Source organism: Kitasatospora sp. NPDC048722 (assembly GCF_040650235.1).
Lineage (GTDB): Bacteria > Actinomycetota > Actinomycetes > Streptomycetales > Streptomycetaceae > Kitasatospora.
This window is the reverse complement of the sequence record NZ_JBEZGX010000002.1, coordinates 215,049-236,066: the sequence shown is the minus strand read 5'-3', so window position 1 is coordinate 236,066 and position 21,018 is coordinate 215,049. Positions and strand designations below refer to the sequence as shown.

Genomic DNA, 21,018 nt, shown 5'->3' with positions numbered 1-21,018 from the left:
GCCCGTGTTCACCGCCCGAGGATCCGCCGCAGCCAGCGGGTGCGCGCGTCGAGGGCCTCCCGGCTGAGGACCGCGTGCGGTGCGAGAGTGTCGAAGCCGTGGAACGCCCCCGGCCAGACGTGGAGTTCGGCCGCGCCGCCGGCCCGCCAGATCGCGTCGGCGTAGGCCACGGCCTCGTCCCGGAAGGTCTCGGCCGACCCGACCTCGACGTAGGCCGGGGGCAGCCCGGCGAGGTCGGTCGCGCGGGCGGGGGCGGCGTAGGGCGGCAGGTCGGCGGAGCCGTACCGCTCGCCGAGCACGGCCTGCCAGGCGGTGGCGTTGGAGGTGCGGTCCCAGGCATCTCGGCCGGCCAGCTGGTGGCTGGAGTGCGTGTCGCCGCGGTCGTCGAGCATCGGGCTGAGGAGCAGCTGGCCGATCGGTGCCGGCCCGCCGCGGTCGCGCGTCAGCAGGGCGAGGGCGGCGGCGAGTCCTCCGCCCGCGCTCTTGCCGCCGAGGACGACGCGCTTCGCGTCGAGGCCCAGCCCGTCGGCGTGTTCGGTGGTGTGGAGGAGCCCGGCGTAGCAGTCCTCGACGGCGGCCGGGTACTGCGCGCCGGGTGCCAGCCGGTACTCGACGGAGACGATGGCGAGCCCGAGCGGTTCCGCCGTCTCGCGCAGCAGCCGGGGCAGGACGGACCACGCGTTGCCGGAGATCATCCCGCCGCCGTGCAGGTAGTACAGGACGGGCAGCGGCCCGTCGAGGCCGGCGGGCCGGGCCGTCACCAGCCGGACCTCGGTGCCGTCCCACGCGACCGGCGCGCGCGGTTCCGTGACCTCGAACCGGCCGCCGTCCCGCAGCCGTTCGGCCGTCGGCCGGGGCCGGGAGGCGGCGTCCCGCGCCTGCCAGGCCGCGAGCCCGGCCGGCGTGAGCGGCTGCGGCGTGCCGACGGCCGCCAGCGCGGCGTGCAGTTCCGGGTCGAAGGCGACACCCATGAACGAACCCCCCTCATCTTGGTAACTCTTGTTACCACAAGCCGATTTCGTAAACTATGGTTGTCGCATGATGATGCCTGAGATCACCCCGGAAGAACAGGCGGCACTCTCCAAGGCTCTCTGCGAGGCCCTGGACCCGCTGGCCGCGGCCATCCGCGCCCGGCGGAGCGGGCTCGCGCAGGACCGCATGTGGGATGCGGACCCGGCGGAGGTGGCGCTGTCCGTCCTGGCCGCGTGGAAGGTGGTGGACGGCGCGGTGAAGCGGCTGACGGCGACGGCGGCCGGCACCGCCGGTTCGTACGGGGCGAGTTACGAGCAGCTCGGCGCCGTGTGGGGCATCACCCGGCAGGGCGCGCGGAAGAAGTGGCCGGACGCCGTCCAGCGCCCGGCGCAGGAGGCGGGCACACTCGAACTCTTCGGCGGGAAGGCGAGGTTGGTCCAGGCGCCGGGCGGCGGCTGGGGCTGGACGGCGACGGGGGCCGACGGGGTCGTGGGCGCGGCGGACGACGGGGTGCACCACGTGAGCGCGGAGGTGGCCGCGGCCCACGCGGGGGCCTTCCTCAGGGAGCACTCCTGACCCGGCGCGCGCCGGGTCAGGAGTACAGCGCGATCCGCGGCTCGACCGTGCCGTGGGCGGGTGCGAGGACCGTGAGCCGGTAGTGCTCGGTGAGCGTGTGGTGGCCGTGCAGGACGATCTTCGCGGTGGTGAGGCCGGTGAACAGCGTGCCGGTCTGACTCCCGAGCGGAACGGTCCGCCACCGCCCGTCGGAACCGAGCAGTTCGAGCCTGATGTCGGACGTGACGAGGAAGGGGCCCTTGTCGGGCGACTCGACGAGGATCTGGGGGGCCACGGTGCGGTCCACCGAGGAGGGATTGCGGTAGGTCACGGTGATCCGGTGCGGAGTGCGGTCGGTCGGCAGCGGGCTGCTCGGCAGGTTCACGAACCCGACCGGTGCCGCGCTGGCCGTCGCCGCCGGCGGGGGAGCGGACGCCACCGCCTGCGCGGGCGCGACGAACGCGATGGCCGGGAGGGCGGCGAGGGCGACGGCGGTCAGGACCGGGCCTGTGCGGGGGATCCTCCTGCGGGGCATGGCGCCTCCTTCGATCGTCGACGGCACGCCCGGTGACCGATGGGGCTCCGCAGGTGCGCGGACGGTCGCCGCTCGGGCGGGCTGTACGTATCCACGGTGCACGCCAACGGCATCCGCCGCATCCGCCGGGGTCGGTGGCCCGCCGCCGAGGCCGCCGGAACCCGTGTGTTCCTGCGGCGATGCGCCCGGTTCCACCGCCTGGTCACCCGGGGCCGGTGGGGGACTCCTCCCGCACCGGCCCCCGGCGGGAGCGGGCGGGGCCGACCGGGTCGGCGCGGTGATCGATACACTCGTGCATCCGATCCACCCCCGGAGGTCCGATGCCCAAGGGCACCACCAAGCGCCGCCCCGTGACCCGAGCCGCGCTGCTGGAGGCGGCGCTCGCGGTCTTCGCCGAGCACGGCTTCCAGGCCGCGACGATCGAGCAGGTCTGCACCCGGGCCGGCTACACCCGGGGCGCCTTCTACTCGAACTTCGGCAGCAAGGAGGAGCTCTTCCTCGCCCTGTTCGACCAGCACAGCCGGGAGATCCTCGACCGTCTGGCCGAACTGGCGGACGCGCTGCCCGCCGGGGAGTCCACCCTCGCCGAGTTCGCCGGGCGGATCGCCCGGATCGACCCGGCCGAGCGGGACTGGTACCTCGTGAGCACCGAGTTCACCCTCCTCGCGATCCGCGACCCGCAGGCCGGCTGGGTGCTCGCCCGGCACGACGCGCGGCTGCGGGCGGAGCTCGCCCGGGGCCTGACCGCCCAGCTGGAGCGGGTCGGCCTGCGCCTCACCGTGGACGCGGAGGAGCTGGCCCGGCTGCTGATCGCGATCCGCGAGGGCGGCCTGGCGCAGAGCTACGTCGAGCCCGACGTGCTGCCGCCCGGCGAGCTGGAGCGCCGGTTCCTCGGGATGATCCTCGGCGCCGTGACGGAGGCGGCCGGCTGAGGGCCCGGCTGAGGGCCCCCGGCTGAGGGCCCCCGGCGAGTAGGTGCCCGGCCGGGGAAATCGACGCATCCGATGCATCGACGTATCGGATACATGCTCGTATTATCCGGGGAAGGCACTCGCACGCCCACTCCGGGAGGACGCCATGACCACCCCGCTCCCCGACTCCCTCGTCGCCGTCGTCGGCCCGATGCCGCAGGGCGTCACCTTCCCGCTGCCGCCGGCCTTCGACTCCGTCGAGGCCGAGCGCCAGTACCGCAAGGAGCAACTCGCGGCCGGATTCCGGCTGTTCGGCCGCTTCGGGTTCTCCGAGGGCGTCGCGGGCCACATCACCGTGCGCGACCCGGAGAACCCGCAGTGGTTCTGGGTCAATCCGTTCGGCATGAGCTTCAGCCAGATCAAGGCCTCCGACCTGATCCTGGTCGACCACGAGGGCAACCTGCTGCACGGCAGTCGCCCGGTCAACAAGGCCGCGTTCGTCATCCACTCCCAGGTGCACGCCGCCCGGCCCGATGCGATCGCCGCCGCGCACTCCCACTCGCTGCACGGCAAGGCCTTCTCCAGCCTCGGCATCCCGCTCGACCCGATCACCCAGGACGCCTGCGCCTTCTTCGAGGACCACGCCGTCTACAGCGACTACCGGGGCGTGGTCAACGAGGTGGAGGAGGGCAAGCGGATCGGCGCGGCGCTCGGCCCGCACAAGGCCGTCATCCTGCAGAACCACGGCCTGCTGACGGTCGGGCAGTCCGTCGCCGAGGCGGTCTGGTGGTTCGTCACCATGGAGCGCTCCTGCCAGGCGCAGTTGCTCGCGATGGCCGCCGGCACGCCCAAGTCGATCGACCGCGAGACCGCGCTGCGCACCCGCGAGCAGATCGGCAGTTCGCTGGCCGGCTGGTTCCAGGCCCGCCCACTGTGGGACCAGATCACCGTCTCGGACCCGGACCTGTTCGACTGATCCGGGTCCCACCGCGGCGCGCGGGCCGTGGGCGTTCCGCGGTTCAGCCGGTCTCGGTCCTGACCTCGTACGGACGCAGCCCGCGCTTCTCGTAGTTGCGCAGGGCGTTCGGGTGGTCGTCGGTGTCGGTGTGCAGCCAGACCCGGCGGACGCTCTGCGCGCCGAGCGGCTCGGTGGCCCAGGCCTGACGCAGCGCGAGCGTCAGCGCGTAGCCGCCGAGACCGCGGCCGACCTGCTCGGGGACGAGGCCGAAGGTGGTGACCTCGACGTCGCCGCCCGGGTGCGGCTCCAGGTTGGCGACGCCGGCGGGCTCGCCGTCGTGGGTGAGCAGCCAGTACTGGCGGCGCGGGTGCTCGGCGAGGTGGGCCGCCCAGTCGTCGGCGGTGCGCGCGGTGCTGCGCCAGCCGTGGGGCGCTCCGACGCGCGCCTGGAGGGCCTGCACCTCGGGCGACGCGCCGTCGGCGGGGGCGAGGGCCAGCCCGGCGACCGGCGGGGACGGGCGCAGCTCGGCGGGGTCGGTCATCTCCAGGTACGTGACGATCTTCTCCATGCGCCCAGGCTACGGCCCGGTCCGGCCGAGCCGGCGGGGTGTCAGAGGCCGAGGTCGGTCAGGCCCGGGTGGCCGTCGGGCCGGCGGCCGAGGGGCCAGTGGAACAGGCGCTCGTTCTCCGCGATCGGCAGGTCGTTGATGGAGGCGTGGCGGTGGGCCATGAGGCCGTCGTCGTCGAACTCCCAGTTCTCGTTGCCGTACGAGCGGTACCACTGCCCGGAGGCGTCGCGCCACTCGTAGGCGAAGCGGACGGCGATGCGGTGGCCGTCGTGCGCCCACAGCTCCTTGATCAGGCGGTACTCGTGCTCGCGCTCCCACTTGCGGGTGAGGAAGGCGGTGATCTCCTCCCGGCCGGTGACGAACTCGGCGCGGTTGCGCCAGCGGCTGCCGGACGTGTAGGCGAGGGCGACGCGCTGCGGGTCGCGGGTGTTCCAGCCGTCCTCGGCGGCGCGGACCTTCTCGTGGGCGGTCTGCGTGGTGAACGGGGGCAGGGGCGGGCGCTGTGCGGACATGCGTGACCTCCTGGGGCGCGGTTCCAACGCGGCGAGAACGATCGTTCTCGCCTCCTCGGCTACCCTAGGAGAACCAACGTTCTCACGCAAAGGGCACGGCAGATGGACCACGACGCCACGCGCACCGGCATCCTCGACGCGGCCGAAGAGCTGTTCTACGGCCAGGGCATCCAGGCCGTCGGCATGGACGCCGTGCGGACCGCCTCCGGCGTCACCCTGCGCCGCCTCTACCAGTACTTCCCGTCCAAGGGGGACCTGGTCGAGGCCTACCTGCTGCGCCGCGACGAGCGCTGGCGCGACGAGCTCGCCGCCCATGTGGGCGCGGCCACCGCCGATCCGGGCGGACAACTCCTGGCCGTCTTCGACTGGTTGGCCGACTGGTTCGCCCAACCTGCCTTCCGGGGCTGTGCGTTCGTCAACGCCTTTGGCGAGCTGGGTTCCACCGCACCGGCGGTGGCCGCCGCCGCGCGGCACCACAAGGACGCGTTCGCCGCCTACCTCGCGGGCCTCGCCGACACCGCCGGCGCGCCGCCCGCCACCGCCGCCCACCTCGCCCTCCTCGCCGAGGGCGCCATCACCGCTGCCGCCGTCCGCGGCGACGCCACCCCCGCTGTCGAGGCCAAAGCGGCCGCCCGCGTGCTGCTGCGGGCGGCCGGAGTCTGACGGTTCCGGGGCCGGCCCGGCCCCGGACGCACGACACCGCCGGACCCAGGGAGGGCCCGGCGGTGTCAGGACGGTGCGAGGATCAGGCGCGGCGACCGCGCTTGCGGCGGGCGAAGACCACCGCGCCGGCACCGAGCGCCACGAGGGCCGCGGCGGCGGCCGCGAGCGGCATGGTGGCGGAGGAGCCGGTGGCGGCGAGGGCCGGGCCGCTCGTCGAGGCCCCGGCGGCCGCGGTCGCGGCGGAGGTGCCCGCGGCGGAGGTGCCCGCGCCCGTGGTGCTGCCCGCTCCGGTGGACGGCGTGCCGGCGGCGGTGGAGGAGCCGTCGGTCGGCTGGCCGGTCGGGGTGGTGCCGCCGACGGGCTGGCCGGTGGCCGGGTCGAGGATCAGGGTCGCCGACTGGGCGTTCTTGAAGTCGAGCATGCCCTCGATGGAGGCGGCGTGCTCGTCGAAGGACGCGTCGCCGATGCGGCCGGTCTTCCAGTTGTCCTCGACGAAGCGCAGGATGGAGGTCTGGTCGGTCTGGGTGTGGTCCACGAAGTTGGACTTCGAGTACGGGGAGACCACCAGCAGCGGCAGGCGCGGGCCGTAGCCGCAGCGGTCGGCGTAGCCGCCGGCGCCGGCGTCCTTGCCGCACTGGCCGGTGCCGCTCAGGCTGTCGTTGACCGCGTCGCGCGAGCCGTTCACGGGCTCGGCGAACTTGTGGTCGTACCAGCCGTCCGAGTCGTCGTAGGCGATGACGACGGCGGTGGAGGCCCAGTCCTTGGACTTCTGCAGCTTGTTGACCGTGTCGACGACGAAGTGCTGCTCGTCCAGCGGGTCGGAGTAGCCGGCGTGGCCGTCCTGGTAGCTGGGGGCCTTCAGGTAGGAGACGGCCGGCAGGTTGCCGTGCTGGAGGGCGGCGTCGAAGTCGGACAGGTCGTACTGGTGGTTGGCCTGGCCGTTGTGGCCGATCTCGTCCACGGTCTTCGGAGCCAGGTGGCTCGGGTTCGCGGTGGACTTGTAGTACTGGAACGGCTCGTGGTGCGGGCTGTAGTCGACGGACGAGCCGCCGGCGACGTTGGTGTGGGAGGTGCCGCAGACGGACTTGCCGTCCTTGGTGGCGGTCGGCTTGAAGCCGCCCTGGAACCAGCCCCAGGTGACGCCCTTGTCGTTGAGCAGGTCGCCGATGTTCCGGCCGGTCATGACCAGCTGGTTGTGCGCGGTGCTGGAGCAGTCGTCGTAGCCCGGGTCCGGGTCGTTGATGACGGTGCCGACGCCGTTGGCGTCCGGCGAGGCCACCGCGTAGGCGTCGGTGGTCTTCTGGCCGGTCTTCGGGTCGACCGCGTAGCCGCCGTGCGTCTGGCCCGTGATCAGGTTGATCGCGCCGGGGGTCGACGGGCCGTAGGTGGTGCCGAAGGAGTTGTCGCTCATCGCGAAGCGCTGGGCGTAGTTCCAGTACCCGGTGACGGTGTTGCCGTCGTAGTAGTCCATGACCAGGCCGGGCTGGGTGAACATCGGGGCCTTGCAGCTCTCGACGTTCGTGTGCTCGACGAACTTGTCCATCTTGCCGCCGTCGACGGCGAGCTGCTCGTCCTTGTAGGTGTGGTCCTGGTCGCAGGTGACGGCCTGCGTGGGGGCCAGGCGCTTCGGGTTCATCGCGTTCGGGTTGTGGTGCAGCAGGTCGTCCCCGAGGCCGTCCACCTTCGGGGTGTCCGGCTTGGCGGTGAACTTCACCTTGTCGTCGGCGGTGTTGGCCGCGTTCGGGTAGGTGCCGAAGTAGTGGTCGAAGGAGACGTTCTCCTGGAATATCACCACGACGTGCTTGATCGGCGTGGCCGTCTGCGGGTCCTCCGCGGCGAAGGCCGCAGGGGTGCCGCCGAGGGCGGTGAGGGACATGGCCCCGACGAGGCCGGCGCCGTACCGGAGCCACCGGTTGCGGGTGGGGACTGCGTGCATGCTGTGATCCTCGAACATGTCGTCAACGAGTGGGGGCGCGCGGGGCGAGCAGTCGGCTCTCCGGCGGCGGCCAAGACGCTAAAGGGAACAGATGAACGCGGTTCCCGGCCGCAGGTTACCGGACAGTAAACCAGAGACGTCCGTCGGGGTGACCCGGGTTGACAATCAACTGTCTTTTCTTGGTGATCAGTTGACGATTCCTTGACCTGGGGCTCGGCTCAGGAGGTCGAGGGGGTGAACGGCGCGCCGGGCGGGATGGTCGCCGGGGGGATCACGATCGCGGGCGGGAGCTTGTGGCAGCCGTCCCAGGTCGGCGGGTAGTAGCCGGGCGGGCAGGACCTGGGCGGGGTCGGCAGGGTCGGGGTCGGGCGCGGCGGGATCGTCCACCCGGGCGGTGCACCGGGCGCCGGGTGTTCTGCGGGGGGCTCCGAGGCCGGGGGCTTGGCCGCGCTGCTCTTCGGGCGCGGGGCCGACGTCGGGGCGGTCTGGGCGGGCGCGGCCGCGGGAGCGGTCGGGGCGGGCTTCTTCGTGGACGGCTCCGGAGTGTCCGGCGCGTCCGGCGTCTCCTGGGTGGCCGTGGCGCTGGGGGCGGCCGGGGTCCCGGTTGCCGCGTCGACGGTCGGGGATCCGGTCGCGGTCGGGGAGGCGGACGAGGTCGGGGAGACTGCGGGTGACGCCTCGGAGGCCGGTGTCGAGGCGGCGGAGTTCGGTCCGGTCAGGAGCAGTGCGCCGCCGCCCAGTGCCGCGAGCGCGCAGATGCCGGCCGCCATCCCGAGGGCGACCTTGCGTCGCCGTGCCGGGTTCGCACCCGCATTCGTGGTCGTTCCGGTGTCCGTGGCCGTTCCGGTGTCCGTACGCGTTTCGGCGTTCGCGTCCGGGTTCTCCCGCTCGGTCACGGGCTCGTCCGCTTCTCTGTCGTCCTGCATGCGTGCCAGCCTCTTCGATCTTCTCTCCTGAATCGCGCGGGAGAGCGTAGCAGTGGCCTCCGGCACCGGCGGGGGACGGGCCGTCCGTACGCCCTGCCGGGTGGTTCGCCGCGGTCGGCCGCCCGATCCTCGGGGTCGACCCCGACGAAAGATCGGGGTCGAGCGGGCCGGGACCCTTATTGATCTTGATGGGCCCGAGTCGGCAGACTCGTCGTCGAGTCGAAGGACAGTCGGTTCTTCTGACGATCAGTCTGGAGTTGCACCACACGTGAACCCCTACGTCAACCGCGCCCGCTGGGCCGTCCTCGCCGCCGGTGCGCTCACGGCCGCCCTGACGGTCGGCGCGGGCGCCCCCGCGCTCGCGGCGCAGCCGGCCGCCGTCCCCGTCGGCGCCTCGGCGAGCGCCGCGCCACTGCCACCGCTGGACGCGGCGGCCGTCCGCAAGGCGCTCGACGCGCGCCCGGCGGCCGACGTGTCGGCGGCCTTCGTCCGCGTCACCGGCTCCGGCGGCAGCCTGGACGCCACGTCGGGGGATGGCGTGGACACCGGGGGTCGGTTCCGGATCGGCTCGATCTCGAAGGTCTTCACCGCCACCGTCGTCCTCCAGCTCGCCGCCGAGGGGCGGATCGACCTGGACGGCACCGTCCAGCAGTACCTCCCGGGCGTCCTGCCCGAGGGGTTCCCGCCGGTCAAGGTGGGCCAACTGCTCGACCACACCAGCGGCCTGCCGGGCGGATCCAACGCGTTCTGGGGCGACGGCACCACCGCCTGGTTCGCCGACCACGGGAGCGACGGGTACACCCCGGAGGAGATCGTCGCCACCATGGCCGGCCAGAAGATGGCCTTCGAGCCGGGCACCGAGCAGCAGTACAACGGGATGAACACCTTCGTCGCGGGCCTGCTCGTCGAGCAGGTCACCGGGCACGGCTACGCCCACGAGCTGCGCGAGCGCATCATCCGTCCGCTCGGCCTGCACGACACCTCGCTGCCGGACGCGGACGACCCGCGACTGCACCACCCCGCCAGCCACCCGTACCTGACCGTCCCGGACCCGGACGGCGGCACGTACCGGGCGGACGTCACCGAGCAGAGCCCCTGGCCCTGGGCGGAGGGCGGCATGATCTCCAGCGCCCCGGACCTCGAGCGCTTCATGACCGCCCTCTTCCGCGGCCGGCTGCTGCCCCCGGCGCAGCAGGAGAAGCTGTTCACCGTCCCGGACGTGCCGGTCGCCGCGGACAGCACGCACTGCCCGGGCGACAAGTCGTGCATGAGCATGGGCCTGGAGCGCCTGGAGCAGAAGGGGGTCGTGGTCTGGGGCAAGACGGGCTCGCGCCCCGGCTACACCAGCGGAGTGTTCACCACCCGGGACCTGTCCCGCACGGTGGTCTACTCGGTCAACCCGACCGGACTGGCCGGCGCCGAGAACCCGTACGCGCTGAACCTGCTCGTCACCGCCTTCGGTCTGGGACACCACGGCTGAGCCCGCTCCTGCGAGGGAGCAGCGGCCGGGGTCCCCGTCCGTGCCGTCAGGAGGCGGCTGCCGTCCGCCGCTCGAAGACCTCCGGGCGGGCCGCCTCCAGTGCGGTCGCGACGGCGCCGAGCAGGACCGCGTCCTGGCCCAGGCGGGTCGCCTCCAGGCGCGGGCGCATCGGCGAACGCTCGTGCAGCGCCTCCTCCAGCGGGCGAAGCAGCAGGTCGGCGCTGCGGCCGATGCCGCCGCCGAGGACCACGACGTCCGGGTCGAGCAGCGCCGCCACGACGGCGAGCGCGTAGCCGAGCCGGTCGGCCTCCAACCGGACGGCCTCCGCCGCGGCCGGGTCGCCGGAGCGGGCCCTGGCGAAGACCTTCTCCGCCGTCAGCGGCCGGCGCATGCCGAGCCCGAGGGCGGTGCGCACCACCGCGTCGGCGGAGACGGTCTGTTCGAGCGTCGGGTCGCCCTCGACGCCGGGCGGGACGCCGCAGCCGGGCAGGCGCAGGAGGCCGAGTTCCCCGGCCGCGCCGTGGGCGCCGGTGAGCAGCTCGCCGTCCTTGACGACGCCGACGCCGAGGCCGGTGCCGACGAGGAGGTAGACGAAGAGGCGGCTGCCCTCGCCCGCGCCGTAGGTGTACTCGCCGACGGCGGCCAGGTTGGCGTCGTTGGCGACGGTGACGGCCCGGCCGCTCCCGAGGCCCTCCGCGATGCGGTCGAAGAGGCCGGGGCGGCCCCAGCCCGGCAGGTTGGCGGCGAGCTGGACGCTGCGCCGCCGTTCGTCCCACACGCCGGGCGAGCCGGCCACGGTGTAGGCGACGTCGGCCGGGGCGAGACCGGCCTCGGCGATCGCCTCCTGCGCGGCGGCGACGGCGGCGTCGGCCACCGCGTTCGCCGAGCGGCCCCGGTTGGGCAGGTCGCGGCGGGCGACGATCCGGCCGGACAGGTCGGCGACGGCCACCCGCAGCCGGGCCCGTCCGATGTCGAGCCCGAGGACGTGCCCGGCGGCCGGGTCGGCCTCGTACAGGACGGCCGTGCGGCCCCGGTCGGGGGCGAAGCGGCCGGCCTCGCGGGCCAGTCCGGCGAGTTCGAGGGCGGCCAGGGCGGCGGAGACGGTGGGCTTGGACAGGCCCGTGTCGCGGGCGAGCTGGGCCCGGGAGAGCGGTCCGTGCACGCGCAGCCGCTCCAGGAGCAGCCATTCGTTGTTGCTGCGCAACCGCTGCCGGTTCCAGGTCTGCTGACCGGGCGGCGGCACCGCGGTGGACGGGGAGGGATCCCGGGAGGCCTGGTCGGCCGTTCTCCGTCCTGCTGCGTTCATCGGATGCCTCCAAGGAAGCCCCGGCCTTCGGGCCGGGGAGGAATCGGAATCGCCGACCGGCGAAGGGACTTCCTGCACAAGCTCACCACTCGACTCGTCCGCGAAAACCAAGTGGTCGTGATCGAGGACCTGACCGTCCGCAACATGCTCAAGCACACTCTCGCACGGGCGATCGCGGACGCGTCCTGGACCGAGATGCGGTCCATGCTGGAGTACAAGGCCGATTGGTACGGACGCGAGGTGATCACCGTGGACCGGTGGTTCCCCTCCTCCAAGCTCTGCTCGGCATGCGGCACCCTGCAAGGCAGGATGCCGCTCAACGTCCGCGAGTGGACGTGCGACTGCGGGACGACCCACGACCGGGGCGTCAACGCAGCCCGCAACATCCTGGCCGCCGGGCCGGCGGTCACAGCCTGTGGAGACGGTGTCAGACCTCAACGGAGCACTCCGGGCGGGCAGTCGTCGGTGAAGCAGGAAGTAGTCCCACCGCAGCGCACACGCGCAGCGGCTCAGCCGCGAGGCTGAGGGGAATCCCCGCCCTTCAGGGCGGGGAGGATGTCAATCGGCCGATGGTAGGGCACCGTCCGGCGGCGAACGAGCCCGGGCGGGGCTCGGCCGGGAGGCCGGAGCCGGTGGTGGCGGGACCGGCCGTTGCGCGCCACCACCGTTGGTGTGACCGGCCGTTGTGGCCGCGTCAGCTGATCGTGTAGCTCGACCCGAAGGCGGTGACGTCCAGCGGGCCGTCGAGGTTGTAGTTGCCCGTCGCGGCGATGCGGCGCAGGCACTCGACGCGGTCGACGGACTTGCGCCACTCGTCGGCCGTCGAGCCGTTGGCCGGGTTGGTGAGGTCGTCGATCCGGACGTCGAAGAACGCCGCGAGCCAGGCGCTCTCCCCGGCGCTCGAGGGCGGGCCCACCTTGTCGTCGGTGCGGGAGATCAGGGCGGGCAGCGCGTCGTACTCGCCGCCGTTGCCGTGCTGGATCGAGGCGTCGTACAGCTCGGCGCGGGCGAGCGCGGTGGTGAGCCCGAGCCGGTCGGCCTGGCTCATCGCGGGGGAGAAGTAGCGCTGGTCGACCTGGTCGTCCTGGACCTGGCGGAACGCCGGGTCGTCGGCGGCCTGCTTCCACGCCGTGATGTAGTCGGCCTCGGGCAGCCCGCTGGTGTCGCCGCTGCCCGCGGCGGCGAGGCGCTCCAGCTCGGGGACGAAACGGGCCAGCGGGTTGTCGGGGACGGCCGCGGTGTAGGCGCGGACGACCTTGAGCGCGTCGCCGTCGTTGGTGGTGAAGCCGGCGCGCCCGGCGGTGACGCCGCGGCCGTCGTTGATGTTCTCGGCGTAGCCGTACTGGATGACGGTGGTGCTGTTCTCGAAGATGCTGATCAGCTGGTCGGCCCGGCGGCGCTGGTCGGCGGTCATGCCGCCGGCGTCCAGGGGGCGGGTGGCGGTCGCGGTGGTGGCGGCCACCGTGCCGGCGGTGGGGGCCGCGGGCGAGGCGGTGGCGGCGCAGGCGGGGCCGGCGGCGAGGGCGACCGCGGTGGCGACGACGGCGAGGCGGGGGACTCGGGAAGGTCGCACGGGTGTGCTCCGTTTCTCCGTGGGGGCGGGTGAAGCGCGAGCTCGCGGCAGCAGATTAGGGGCCCGGGACAGGCCGGGTCCATGAGGTAAGTAAACTTTCCTAATAAATTTTCGGGAGGATTCGGCGAGGAGGGCGCGCCCGCCGGCGGTACGTGCGTTTATCGCGTGTTGATCAACCGCCCCTAGCGTCTGCCGCATGGACGAGAGCACGGCCGAGCGGCCGGGGGACGCCGGGCGGCTGCCCGAGGGGCGGATGACCGAACAGGACGCGGACCGGTTCCGGCAGTTGCTGACGGGACTGGAGAACTCGCTGGCGGCGGACCGGGAGGCGGCGGTGCGGCGGGACGGATGACCGTCAGTTGCAGCCGCAGTCGCACCCGTCACAGCCGCAGTCGCAGCCGTCGCCGCAGCACTGGCAGCACTGGCAGCAGTCGCCGCACCCGTCGCAGCCGCTGCAGTCGCAGCTGTCGCAGCAGTCGTGGCGCTCGCAGAAGCCCTTGCGCGGCTCCCGGCTGAACGGGTCGTCGTGCTCGCAGCACATCAGCTGGCACGTGCAGGCCATGAGCGCCCACACCGCGCAGCCGGCCAGCAGGTTCCGCGGCTGCGGCGGCTTGGGGCCGACCGGGGTGAAGCCCGGGCCCTGCGGGATCCACGGCGGGACGGGCGCCTTCTCGGACTCCCGGCGCGGCGGGGCGTCCTGCGGGTGCTCGGCGGACGGGTGGCCCCCGGTTCCGCCGCCGCCGGACGTCCGGGTGCGGCACGCGGCGGTGTGACGGGCCGAGCCGAAGACCCGGTCGACGGCGGTCTCCGTCTCGTGCGCGAGCAGCACGTGCACCAGCGCCCGGTCCGTCAGTTCGACCTCGCGCAGCGCCAGCCGGATGCCGTGGACGGCGTCGCGGCACAGCCGTTCGGCCTCGGCGCGGTCGGTGCCGGTGGCCGTCAGCGGGTTCCAGGCGCCGCTCGCCGCGTCGGCGTCCTGGTCCTCGGCGGCGTCGAGGAGGTGGGCCAGCCGGCCGAAGAGCCGTCCGGCCTCGGCGAGCGCGGCCGCGTTGCCGGGGCGCCCGGCGAGGACGGCGGTGTGCGCGAACGCGGCCGACGTCGCGCTCTCGGTGGGCTCGGTGACCAGCAGGACGGACCCGCCCGGACGCAGCGCGCGCTCCAGCTCGCCCTGCCGGGAGGCTGCGTCGAGCAGGACGGCGGTGTCGAAGCCGACCGCCGAGGCGCTGCCCGCGCTCTTCCGGTCCCAGCGCCGGGTGACGGCCCGCGCCCCGGCCGCGACCGGCCGGCGGGCGAAGACGCCGTCGCGGTCCTCGACGTGGTCGCGGATCTTGACCGAGGCGAGCGCGAGCGAGACGGCGGCGGCGAGCCGGGCGCCCTCGCCCTTGGCGACGGAGGCGGTGCGCATGCCGCGCAGCGGGCAGGGCCCGGCGGTGCGGCGCCAGGAGGAGTCGTCGCGGGCGCTCTGCGCCTCGACCAGCACCGAGATGATCAGGCCGTCGTAGTTGGTGGCGGTCCGGGCGAGCTGCCCGTGGTCGTCGCGCAGCGCGAGGCACAGCCCGCACAGGTGCGCCATCCACGAGCTCTGGAGCCGCTCGGACAGCCGGTGCCTGCACGGTCTGATGATGCCGAACATGATTCCCCCTCGCCGTTCGGGCCTCTGACCAGCCCCGATCCGGCCGACATCATATGATCAGTCGCCCCGACGGGCCGAGGGGTTCGCACGAACTCCCCACACACCGGGTTCCCCGTGCCGCGTCTCATCCGCCGCGCCGTTCCTCCATGACCGGGGCGAAGGTCTCCATGGCGGGCTCCAGGGCGGTGAGGTACGAGAACCCGTACCGCTCCCGCCGCGCGCGCAGCTGGTCGGCCATCTCCTTGACCGATCCGATGAGCAGGATCGGCAGGTCGAGCGTCTCCTCCTCGGTGAGGTGCGGGACGTCGCCGAGGTGCGGGCGCAAGCGTGGCCCTGCGGTCGTCGGAGGGCATCGCCAGGTGGATGAGGAGGTTCAGTTCGGCCGCCTCGGCACGGTCGGCGGCGAACTCCCGGTAGGCGCGGACGCTCCTCGCGTGTGAGGGGGCTTCGGTCGTCAATCGTCCGGCGCCGGAGGCTGGTTCGACACTGTTCGTGGACGGCGCCCGCGAAACCTCCCGGCCGGCCGTCCTTCGCGCAAGGGTCCGCGCGACCGGGAACCGCGTCCCGGATCCGGGATAGCATCGCGGATATGGGAATCGAGACGGCCGCCGACGAGCGACTCGCCACCCGGCTCGCCGAGCTGAGGGTCGAACGCGGCTGGACGCTGGAGGAGTTGGCGCGGCGGGCGGACGTCAGCCGGTCCACGCTGTCGCGCGTCGAGCGGGCCGAGGTCAGCCCGACGGCCGCGCTGCTCGGACGGCTCTGCGCCGTCTACGGGCGGACCATGTCCCGGCTGCTCGCCGAGGTCGAGTCCGCGCCCGCGCGTCTGGTGCGGGCCGGGGAGCAGCGGATCTGGCGGGACGGGACGAGCGGCTTCGTCCGCCGGTCCGTCTCCCCGCCGCACAACTCGCTGCGCGCCGAGATCATCGAGGGGCGGCTCCCGGCGGGCGCCGACCTCGTGTACGACCGCCCGTGCGTGCCCGGCATGGAGCACCACCTGTGGGTGCTGGAGGGGGAGTTGGAGCTGACCGTCGACGGTGAGCCGCACCGGCTCGGCGCCGGTGACTGTCTGCGCTACACCACGTCCTCCAGCCGCTTCCGCAGCCTCGGGCCCGGCGAGGCCCGGTACGCGCTCGTGGTGGTGGAGGCGTGAGGAGCGCGAACCCCGCGATAGCGAAGGCGCCCCGCGAGCGCTTCGACGCCGCCGGGCGCCGCGTCCTGCTGGTCTGCGTCGCGGGCGGCTTCACCACCCTGATCGACCAGTCCGTCCTCAACACCTCCATCCCCGCGCTGCGCGAGAGCCTGCACGCCCAGCCCGCCCACCTGCAGTGGATCGTCGCCGGGTACTCGCTCGCCTTCGGTCTCGCCCTCGTCCCCGGCGGGCGGCTCGGCGACGTCCTCGGGCGCAAGTGGTTCTTCGTGACCGGCCTCGCCCTGTTCACCCTGGTCAGCGTGGTCTCCGCGACGGCCGCCGACCCCGGTGTGCTGATCGCCGCCCGGCTGGTGCAGGGTGCGGGCGCCGGACTCGTCAACTCCCAGATGATCGGTACCCTCCAGGACGTCTTCGAGGGCCAGCTGCGCGCCCGCGCCCTCGGCATGTACGCCGTCACCGGCGGACTCGCGTTCGCGCTCGGACCGCCGGTCGGTGGCGCGGTGCTGGCGGCCGTCGGCCCCGAGCACGGCTGGCGGCTGACCTTCCTGCTCAACGTGCCGTTCGGCCTCGCCACCGTCCTGCTGGCGGCGCGCCACCTGCCCCGGCCGCGGCCGAGCGCCCGCGACGCGAACCTCGACCTCGTCGGCCTGCTGCTCGTCGGCGCGCTCACGCTCGCGCTGATGCTGCCGTTCGTCCAGCCGCCCGCCTGGACGGGGTGGCTCGCGTTCGCCGCCGTCGCCGCCCTCCTGCTCGGCGCGCTCGTGTGGTGGCAGCGCCGCTACGCCCGCTCCGGCGGCCACCCGCTGATCCACCCCGCGCTCACCCGCTCCGCGCCGTACGCGCTCGGGACGGCCACGGCGATGGCCCAGTTCGGCTCCTCGCTCGCGGCCGGCCTCGTGCTCACGATGTTCCTCCAGGACGGCCTCGGGCTCTCCCCGATGGGCGCGGCCCTGGTGGCGCTGCCGTCGGCGGTCGCGATGGGGGTCGCCTCCGCGCTCGCGTGGCGGGTCGTGCAGCGCTTCGGCCGGCGGACCGTCACCGCGGGCATGACCGGCTCCGCGTTCGCGATGCTGTCGAGCGGCCTGGTCGCGCACTGGGCCCCCGTCGCCGTCCTGCCGTGGCTGCTCGCGGTGCTCCAGCTCCTCGGCGGGGCCTCGGTCGGGCTGATGGGCGCCACCAATCAGTCGTACGTCCTGCGCCACGCCCCCGCCGAGGCGGCCGGGGTGAGCGGCGCGATCCTGCAGATGGCCCAGCGGATCGCGGCGGCCGTCGGCGTCTCGGCGCTGTCCGGCGTCTACCTGCGGGCCACGGACGCGGGCGGCGGCCACCGTTCGGCGTACCTGTACGCGAGCCTGGTGTGCGCGGCCCTGGCCGGGCTGGCGGTGCTGGCCTCGGTGCTGGCGGGCCGCGCGGCGGCCCGCGAGGCGGCGGGCGCGGGCGGGGTGGCGGACGCTCGCGGGTCCTCTGCCGGGACGGGGTCCGAGGCCGGGACCGTGCACCACGGGGAAGCGCCGGCCCGGTGAGCAGCGGCCTGCTCTGAGCCGTGGGCGAACATCCGTCTGCTGACGCTCCGCCCCGACGTACGGTGATCGGCATGACGGACGTTCGGATCGTGGACCTGCCCGACGTGGCGATCGCCTGCCGCGAGAGCGGCCCTCCCGACGGACCGCCGCTGGTGCTGCTGCACGCCCTCGGTGAGCGGGCCTCGGACTGGGACGGCGTCCTGCCCGCGCTCGCGCCGGGGCACCGCGTGTACGCGCTCGACCTGCGCGGGCACGGCGACAGCGGACGCGCCGCCGTCTACAGTCTGGAGACCATGCGCGACGACGTCCTCGCCGTGTTCGACGCGCTCGGGCTCGACCGGGTCGACCTGGTCGGCCACTCGATGGGCGGCGCGGTCGCCTACCTGCTCGCCCAGGCGCGGCCGGAGCGGATCGGCCGCCTGGTGCTGGAGGAGATCCCGCCGCCGTTCCCGCGCCCGGCGAGCGCGGTGCCGGACGAGCCGCAGGAACCGGTGGACTTCGACTGGGCGGTCGTCCGCCCGCTCAAGGCCCAGCTGGACGCCCCCGACCCGGCCTGGCGCGAGGGCCTGCGGCGGATCACCGCGCCGACCCTCGTGGTGGCGGGCGGCCCGACGAGCCACGTCCCGCAGGAGCGGATCGCCGACCTGGCCGCCCTCATCCCGGACTGCCGCACGGTCACCATCGACGCCGGCCACCTGGTGCACGCCGCCCGCCCGGCCGAGTACGTCGCCGCCGTGGCGCCGTTCCTGGCGCTCCCGGGCCGCCCCCAGGGGGCGACCGCCCGGGTGCGCTCGTGAGCGGGGCCGTGGGTGCCGCCGGGAGGTCGTCCGGGGCGGCTGTCGTTCGCAGGCGTGCCCTGACCGTCGGTGGACCGCCCCGGCCCCGGGCGCCCGAGGCCCTCGTCTCGTCCCGGCCCGGTCCCGCGGCGCGGCCTCGGTGCGAAGCGCCCGGACCCTGCTCAGACCCCCGGCTCCGACGGTAGCCGCCCGCTGCGCACCGCCGCGACCAGGTCCGCGTGGTCGGCCTCCGTGCGGTCCGCGTACGCGACCGCGAAGCCGGCGATCGCCTCGTCCAGCGCCTCGCTCTTGCCGCAGTAGCCGGCGAGGACGCCCGGGTCGGCGGTGTGCGCGTGCGCCCGGGCGAGCAGCGCGCCGGTGATCCGGGCGTAGTCGTCGAGCTGGCCGGGCAGCAGCGCGGCCGGGTCGACGCTGCCCTTGCGGTTGCGGAACTGCCGTACCTGGTACGGCCGGCCGTTCACCGTGGTCCAGCCGAGCAGGGTGTCGCTGACCACCTGCATGTGCTTCTGGCCGAGCACCACCCGGCGGCCCTCGTGCGGCTCCGGGTCGGTGACGGCGAAGCCCGCGCGGGCCAGGTGGGGCAGGAGCACCGACGGGCGGGCCTCCTTGACCTGGAGCACGAGCGGCTGGTCCCGGTGGTCGGTGAGCAGCACGACGTACGAGCGGGTGCCGACGCTGCCGGTGCCGACCACCCGGAACGCGACGTCCTGCACCCGGTGGCGGGCGAGCAGCGTGCGCACTTCGGCGGGCACGGTGTCGACGTACGGGCCGAGCGATTCGGCGACCGCCGCGGCGAGTCCGCACGGCAGCTCGGTGAGCACCGGGGGAGCGGCGGTGAAGCGCCAACCGCCGTCCGCCTCGCGGACGGTGCTCTTGGCGGCGAACCGGGCGCTGGTGTTGCCGAGCGCCTTGGCGCCGACCTTGCGCAGCACGTCGGCGAGGTCGTGCGCCTCGGCGAAGGAGACCAGCTGCTCGTCGGCGACGGCGTTCCAGGCGTCGAGGGCGGGCAGCTTGGCGAGCGTGCGCACGGTGCGGCGGTAGGCGCCGGCCACGTGGGCGGCGGCCTGGCGGGCGGTGGTCCCGCTCGCCCCGGTCTCGCGTCCGGCCAGCACCAGGCTGGTGGCCAGGCGCTTGAGGTCCCACTCCCAGGGGCCGGGCACGGTCTCGTCGAAGTCGTTGATGTCCATGACGAGTTGGCCGCGGGCGTCGCCGTAGAGGCCGAAGTTGGCGGCGTGCGCGTCGCCGCACAGCTGGGCGCGGACGCCGGTGACGGGCGTGCCCGTGAGGTCGGCGGCCATCAGCCCGGCGGAGCCGCGCAGGAAGGCGAACGGGCTGGCGGCCATCCGGCCGACCCGGATCGGGACGAGGCGGGGCAGTCGGCCGGCGTTGGAGGCTTCCAGGGCCTCGACGGCGGTCGGCCGGTCGGTCGCGGGGGCGAACAGCGCGTGCTCCTCGCGCGGCACCCGCCCGCGCAGCGCCTTGCCGCGCTCGCGGGCGCGGGTGTCGTGGTGCCGGGCGAACCCGGGGACGGCGAAGCGCCGTTGGGGCTTCCCGTCCGTGCCCGCCGTGGCCTCGTGCACCGCATCGGTCACCTGTGTCACCGCTTCCCGCCCGCCCTTCGTCGCTCCCCCGCCCGGCGACGTGCGCGAACGGCCTGCGAGTGGAGTGACGTTCGAGCGGAACCGGTGGTTCCAGCACGTAGCATCGGTCGGGTGAGCGATCGACGGGGGAGCCTGCGGGTGCGGGCGGCGGCAGTGGTGGCGGCGGGACTGACGGTGGCGGCAGGGCTGGGTGTCCGGTCCGTCGCCGCGGGGGAGTTCGCGAAGTGCGCGGGGGACGCCCTCTACACCGTGCTCGTGTACGCCCTGGTGGTGCTCGCCGCGCCCCGGGTGCGCCCGGCCCGCGCGGCCGTCGTGGCGGCGGCGCTGAGCTGGGCGGTGGAGCTGTTCCAGATCACCGGCGTGCCGGACGGCCTCGGCCGGCGCAGCACGCTCGCCCGGCTGGTGCTCGGTTCCACGTTCAATCCGCCCGACCTGGTCTGGTACCTGGTCGGTGCCGCGTCGGCGTACGCCGCGCACCGGGTGCTGCGGCCCCGGGAGGTGGCGGCACCCGGTACGTGACCGGTCGTCAGAGCGGAATCAGGTCCGGGCGCTTGGGCTCGACGTGGTCGCCCGAGGACTCGCCGCGCAGGCGCCGGCCGACCCACGGGATCAGGAACTCGCGGGCCCACTGGATGTTCTCGCGCCGCTGGTCGGCGGCGGACAGGTGCGGCGCGGCCGGCCACGGCGCCTGCGGGTCCTCGTCGGTGCGCAGGCCGAGCGAGTTGGCGGCCAGCAGGGCGACCCGCTGGTGGCCCTCGGGGGACAGGTGCAGCCGGTCCTCGCTCCAGGCGCGGCGGTCGTGCACCGAGCGCAGCGACCAGAGGTCGGCGACCTTGCAGCCGTGCCGGTCGGCGACGGCGCGCATGTGCCCGTTGTAGGTGGCGATCTTGCCGCGCAGGTGCTTGAGCAGCGGGACGTCCTTGGTGTCGAAGCCGGTGCAGATGAGCACCGTGCCCGCGGAGTCGACGAGTTGGGCGACGGCCCGCTCGAAGCGCTCGGCCACCTCGTCCGGGTCGCTGCCGGGACGCAGGATGTCGTTGCCGCCCGCGCAGAAGGTGACGAGGTCGGGCTGGAGCCGGCGGACCTCGGGCACCTGCTCGGCGGCGATCTGGTCCAGCAGCCGCCCGCGGACCGCGAGGTTGGCGTAGCGGAACTCGCCCTTCGGCTTGCTCACCGCGAGCATCCCCGCCAGGCGGTCGGCCCAGCCGAAGAAGGCGCCGTCGAGCCCGGGGTCGTTCAGGCCCTCGGTGAAGCTGTCGCCGAGGGCGGCATACGAACTGATGTCAAGGGTCTCCTGGAGATTCGGCATGAAGAAGATAGTTCACCTAATCAAGTGACCTACGCCACCGTAGGTGGCCCTTGTGCCGACGTGACATCGGCCACGTTGGTAAACCCCCTGGTGATCAGGCGCGTTCG

At 74.1% G+C, this 21,018-nt stretch carries 22 protein-coding genes and 1 pseudogene; 11 read left to right on the top strand and 12 right to left on the bottom strand.

Annotated elements, in window-relative coordinates; genetic code table 11:
* Positions 1–8: 8 nt before the first annotated feature.
* The gene (locus AB0C76_RS03110) at positions 9–971 is read right to left on the bottom strand and encodes an alpha/beta hydrolase (RefSeq protein ID WP_359958757.1); all 963 of its coding nucleotides are present in this window, start codon (positions 969–971) and stop codon (positions 9–11) included.
* 67 nt (positions 972–1,038) lie between these two features.
* Here AB0C76_RS03110 and AB0C76_RS03105 point away from each other — a divergent pair, with 67 nt between their 5' ends.
* Positions 1,039–1,548: a hypothetical protein gene (locus AB0C76_RS03105; protein WP_359958754.1), complete on the top strand. Its 510-nt coding sequence runs from the start codon at positions 1,039–1,041 to the stop codon at positions 1,546–1,548.
* A gap of 16 nt (positions 1,549–1,564) precedes the next feature.
* Here the strand turns inward: AB0C76_RS03105 and AB0C76_RS03100 are convergent, their stop codons facing one another.
* Positions 1,565–2,062, bottom strand: coding sequence for a signal peptide protein (locus AB0C76_RS03100; RefSeq protein WP_359958752.1), 498 nt, complete (start codon positions 2,060–2,062; stop codon positions 1,565–1,567).
* A 320-nt stretch (positions 2,063–2,382) separates the two neighbouring features.
* On the opposite strand from AB0C76_RS03100, the gene AB0C76_RS03095 reads away from it, so the two are divergent.
* Together AB0C76_RS03095 and AB0C76_RS03090 are read left to right on the top strand one after the other, a co-directional pair.
* Complete coding sequence (locus tag AB0C76_RS03095) at positions 2,383–2,994, top strand: TetR/AcrR family transcriptional regulator (protein WP_359958749.1); 612 nt, start codon at positions 2,383–2,385, stop codon at positions 2,992–2,994.
* A gap of 145 nt (positions 2,995–3,139) precedes the next feature.
* Complete coding sequence (locus AB0C76_RS03090; protein WP_359958746.1) at positions 3,140–3,949, top strand: class II aldolase/adducin family protein; 810 nt, start codon at positions 3,140–3,142, stop codon at positions 3,947–3,949.
* A gap of 43 nt (positions 3,950–3,992) precedes the next feature.
* On the opposite strand, the gene AB0C76_RS03085 is transcribed toward AB0C76_RS03090, so the two are convergent.
* Positions 3,993–4,499, bottom strand: a complete 507-nt coding sequence (locus tag AB0C76_RS03085) for a GNAT family N-acetyltransferase (protein WP_359958743.1) — start codon at positions 4,497–4,499, stop codon at positions 3,993–3,995.
* A gap of 41 nt (positions 4,500–4,540) precedes the next feature.
* Positions 4,541–5,011, bottom strand: a complete 471-nt coding sequence (locus AB0C76_RS03080; RefSeq protein ID WP_359958740.1) for a nuclear transport factor 2 family protein — start codon at positions 5,009–5,011, stop codon at positions 4,541–4,543.
* A 102-nt stretch (positions 5,012–5,113) separates the two neighbouring features.
* On the opposite strand from AB0C76_RS03080, the gene AB0C76_RS03075 reads away from it, so the two are divergent.
* Positions 5,114–5,674: a TetR/AcrR family transcriptional regulator gene (locus tag AB0C76_RS03075; protein ID WP_359958737.1), complete on the top strand. Its 561-nt coding sequence runs from the start codon at positions 5,114–5,116 to the stop codon at positions 5,672–5,674.
* An 82-nt stretch (positions 5,675–5,756) separates the two neighbouring features.
* On the opposite strand, the gene AB0C76_RS03070 is transcribed toward AB0C76_RS03075, so the two are convergent.
* Both AB0C76_RS03070 and AB0C76_RS03065 read right to left on the bottom strand, forming a co-directional pair.
* Positions 5,757–7,610 carry an alkaline phosphatase family protein gene (locus AB0C76_RS03070; RefSeq protein ID WP_359958734.1) on the bottom strand — a complete coding sequence of 618 codons (1,854 nt, stop codon included), beginning with the start codon at positions 7,608–7,610 and terminating at the stop codon, positions 5,757–5,759.
* A gap of 218 nt (positions 7,611–7,828) precedes the next feature.
* Positions 7,829–8,536 (bottom strand): hypothetical protein, encoded by a 708-nt coding sequence (locus AB0C76_RS03065; protein WP_359958732.1) that lies wholly within the window; start codon positions 8,534–8,536, stop codon positions 7,829–7,831.
* Between the two features lie 268 nt (positions 8,537–8,804).
* Between AB0C76_RS03065 and AB0C76_RS03060 the strand changes: the two genes are divergently transcribed.
* Positions 8,805–10,016 carry a serine hydrolase domain-containing protein gene (locus tag AB0C76_RS03060; protein WP_359958729.1) on the top strand — a complete coding sequence of 404 codons (1,212 nt, stop codon included), beginning with the start codon at positions 8,805–8,807 and terminating at the stop codon, positions 10,014–10,016.
* Between the two features lie 46 nt (positions 10,017–10,062).
* Here the strand turns inward: AB0C76_RS03060 and AB0C76_RS03055 are convergent, their stop codons facing one another.
* Entirely contained in the window at positions 10,063–11,322 is a 1,260-nt protein-coding gene (locus AB0C76_RS03055; protein ID WP_359958727.1) for an ROK family protein, read from the bottom strand.
* A 48-nt stretch (positions 11,323–11,370) separates the two neighbouring features.
* Between AB0C76_RS03055 and AB0C76_RS03050 the strand changes: the two are divergent.
* Positions 11,371–11,847, top strand: a pseudogene (locus tag AB0C76_RS03050) (RNA-guided endonuclease TnpB family protein); the annotation flags it as partial.
* Between the two features lie 169 nt (positions 11,848–12,016).
* Here AB0C76_RS03050 and AB0C76_RS03045 read toward each other — a convergent pair.
* Positions 12,017–12,895 (bottom strand): chitosanase, encoded by an 879-nt coding sequence (locus AB0C76_RS03045; protein ID WP_359958724.1) that lies wholly within the window; start codon positions 12,893–12,895, stop codon positions 12,017–12,019.
* A 196-nt stretch (positions 12,896–13,091) separates the two neighbouring features.
* On the opposite strand from AB0C76_RS03045, the gene AB0C76_RS03040 reads away from it, so the two are divergent.
* On the top strand, positions 13,092–13,247 hold the full coding sequence (locus AB0C76_RS03040; protein ID WP_359958721.1) for a hypothetical protein: 156 nt from the start codon (positions 13,092–13,094) through the stop codon (positions 13,245–13,247).
* 3 nt (positions 13,248–13,250) lie between these two features.
* Here AB0C76_RS03040 and AB0C76_RS03035 read toward each other — a convergent pair whose 3' ends face one another.
* Positions 13,251–14,528, bottom strand: coding sequence for a DUF5685 family protein (locus AB0C76_RS03035; RefSeq protein WP_359958718.1), 1,278 nt, complete (start codon positions 14,526–14,528; stop codon positions 13,251–13,253).
* 124 nt (positions 14,529–14,652) lie between these two features.
* A complete protein-coding gene (locus AB0C76_RS03030; RefSeq protein ID WP_359958715.1) occupies positions 14,653–14,853 on the bottom strand; it encodes a hypothetical protein in 201 nt (66 codons plus the stop codon).
* A gap of 264 nt (positions 14,854–15,117) precedes the next feature.
* On the opposite strand from AB0C76_RS03030, the gene AB0C76_RS03025 reads away from it, so the two are divergent.
* The 3 genes from AB0C76_RS03025 (at position 15,118) to AB0C76_RS03015 (ending at position 18,001) form a co-directional block, all read left to right on the top strand.
* Complete coding sequence (locus AB0C76_RS03025) at positions 15,118–15,681, top strand: XRE family transcriptional regulator (protein WP_359958712.1); 564 nt, start codon at positions 15,118–15,120, stop codon at positions 15,679–15,681.
* Positions 15,678–17,204 carry an MFS transporter gene (locus tag AB0C76_RS03020; protein WP_359958709.1) on the top strand — a complete coding sequence of 509 codons (1,527 nt, stop codon included), beginning with the start codon at positions 15,678–15,680 and terminating at the stop codon, positions 17,202–17,204. Before AB0C76_RS03025 ends, AB0C76_RS03020 begins: the two co-directional genes overlap by 4 nt.
* A gap of 71 nt (positions 17,205–17,275) precedes the next feature.
* On the top strand, positions 17,276–18,001 hold the full coding sequence (locus AB0C76_RS03015; RefSeq protein ID WP_359958706.1) for an alpha/beta fold hydrolase: 726 nt from the start codon (positions 17,276–17,278) through the stop codon (positions 17,999–18,001).
* A 161-nt stretch (positions 18,002–18,162) separates the two neighbouring features.
* On the opposite strand, the gene AB0C76_RS03010 is transcribed toward AB0C76_RS03015, so the two are convergent.
* On the bottom strand, positions 18,163–19,593 hold the full coding sequence (locus AB0C76_RS03010) for a DUF2252 domain-containing protein (protein ID WP_359958703.1): 1,431 nt from the start codon (positions 19,591–19,593) through the stop codon (positions 18,163–18,165).
* A 120-nt stretch (positions 19,594–19,713) separates the two neighbouring features.
* Here AB0C76_RS03010 and AB0C76_RS03005 point away from each other — a divergent pair, with 120 nt between their 5' ends.
* Positions 19,714–20,121: a DUF2809 domain-containing protein gene (locus AB0C76_RS03005; RefSeq protein WP_359958700.1), complete on the top strand. Its 408-nt coding sequence runs from the start codon at positions 19,714–19,716 to the stop codon at positions 20,119–20,121.
* 7 nt (positions 20,122–20,128) lie between these two features.
* Here the strand turns inward: AB0C76_RS03005 and AB0C76_RS03000 are convergent, their stop codons facing one another.
* Positions 20,129–20,911 carry an SGNH/GDSL hydrolase family protein gene (locus AB0C76_RS03000; RefSeq protein ID WP_359958697.1) on the bottom strand — a complete coding sequence of 261 codons (783 nt, stop codon included), beginning with the start codon at positions 20,909–20,911 and terminating at the stop codon, positions 20,129–20,131.
* Positions 20,912–21,018 lie beyond the last annotated feature (107 nt).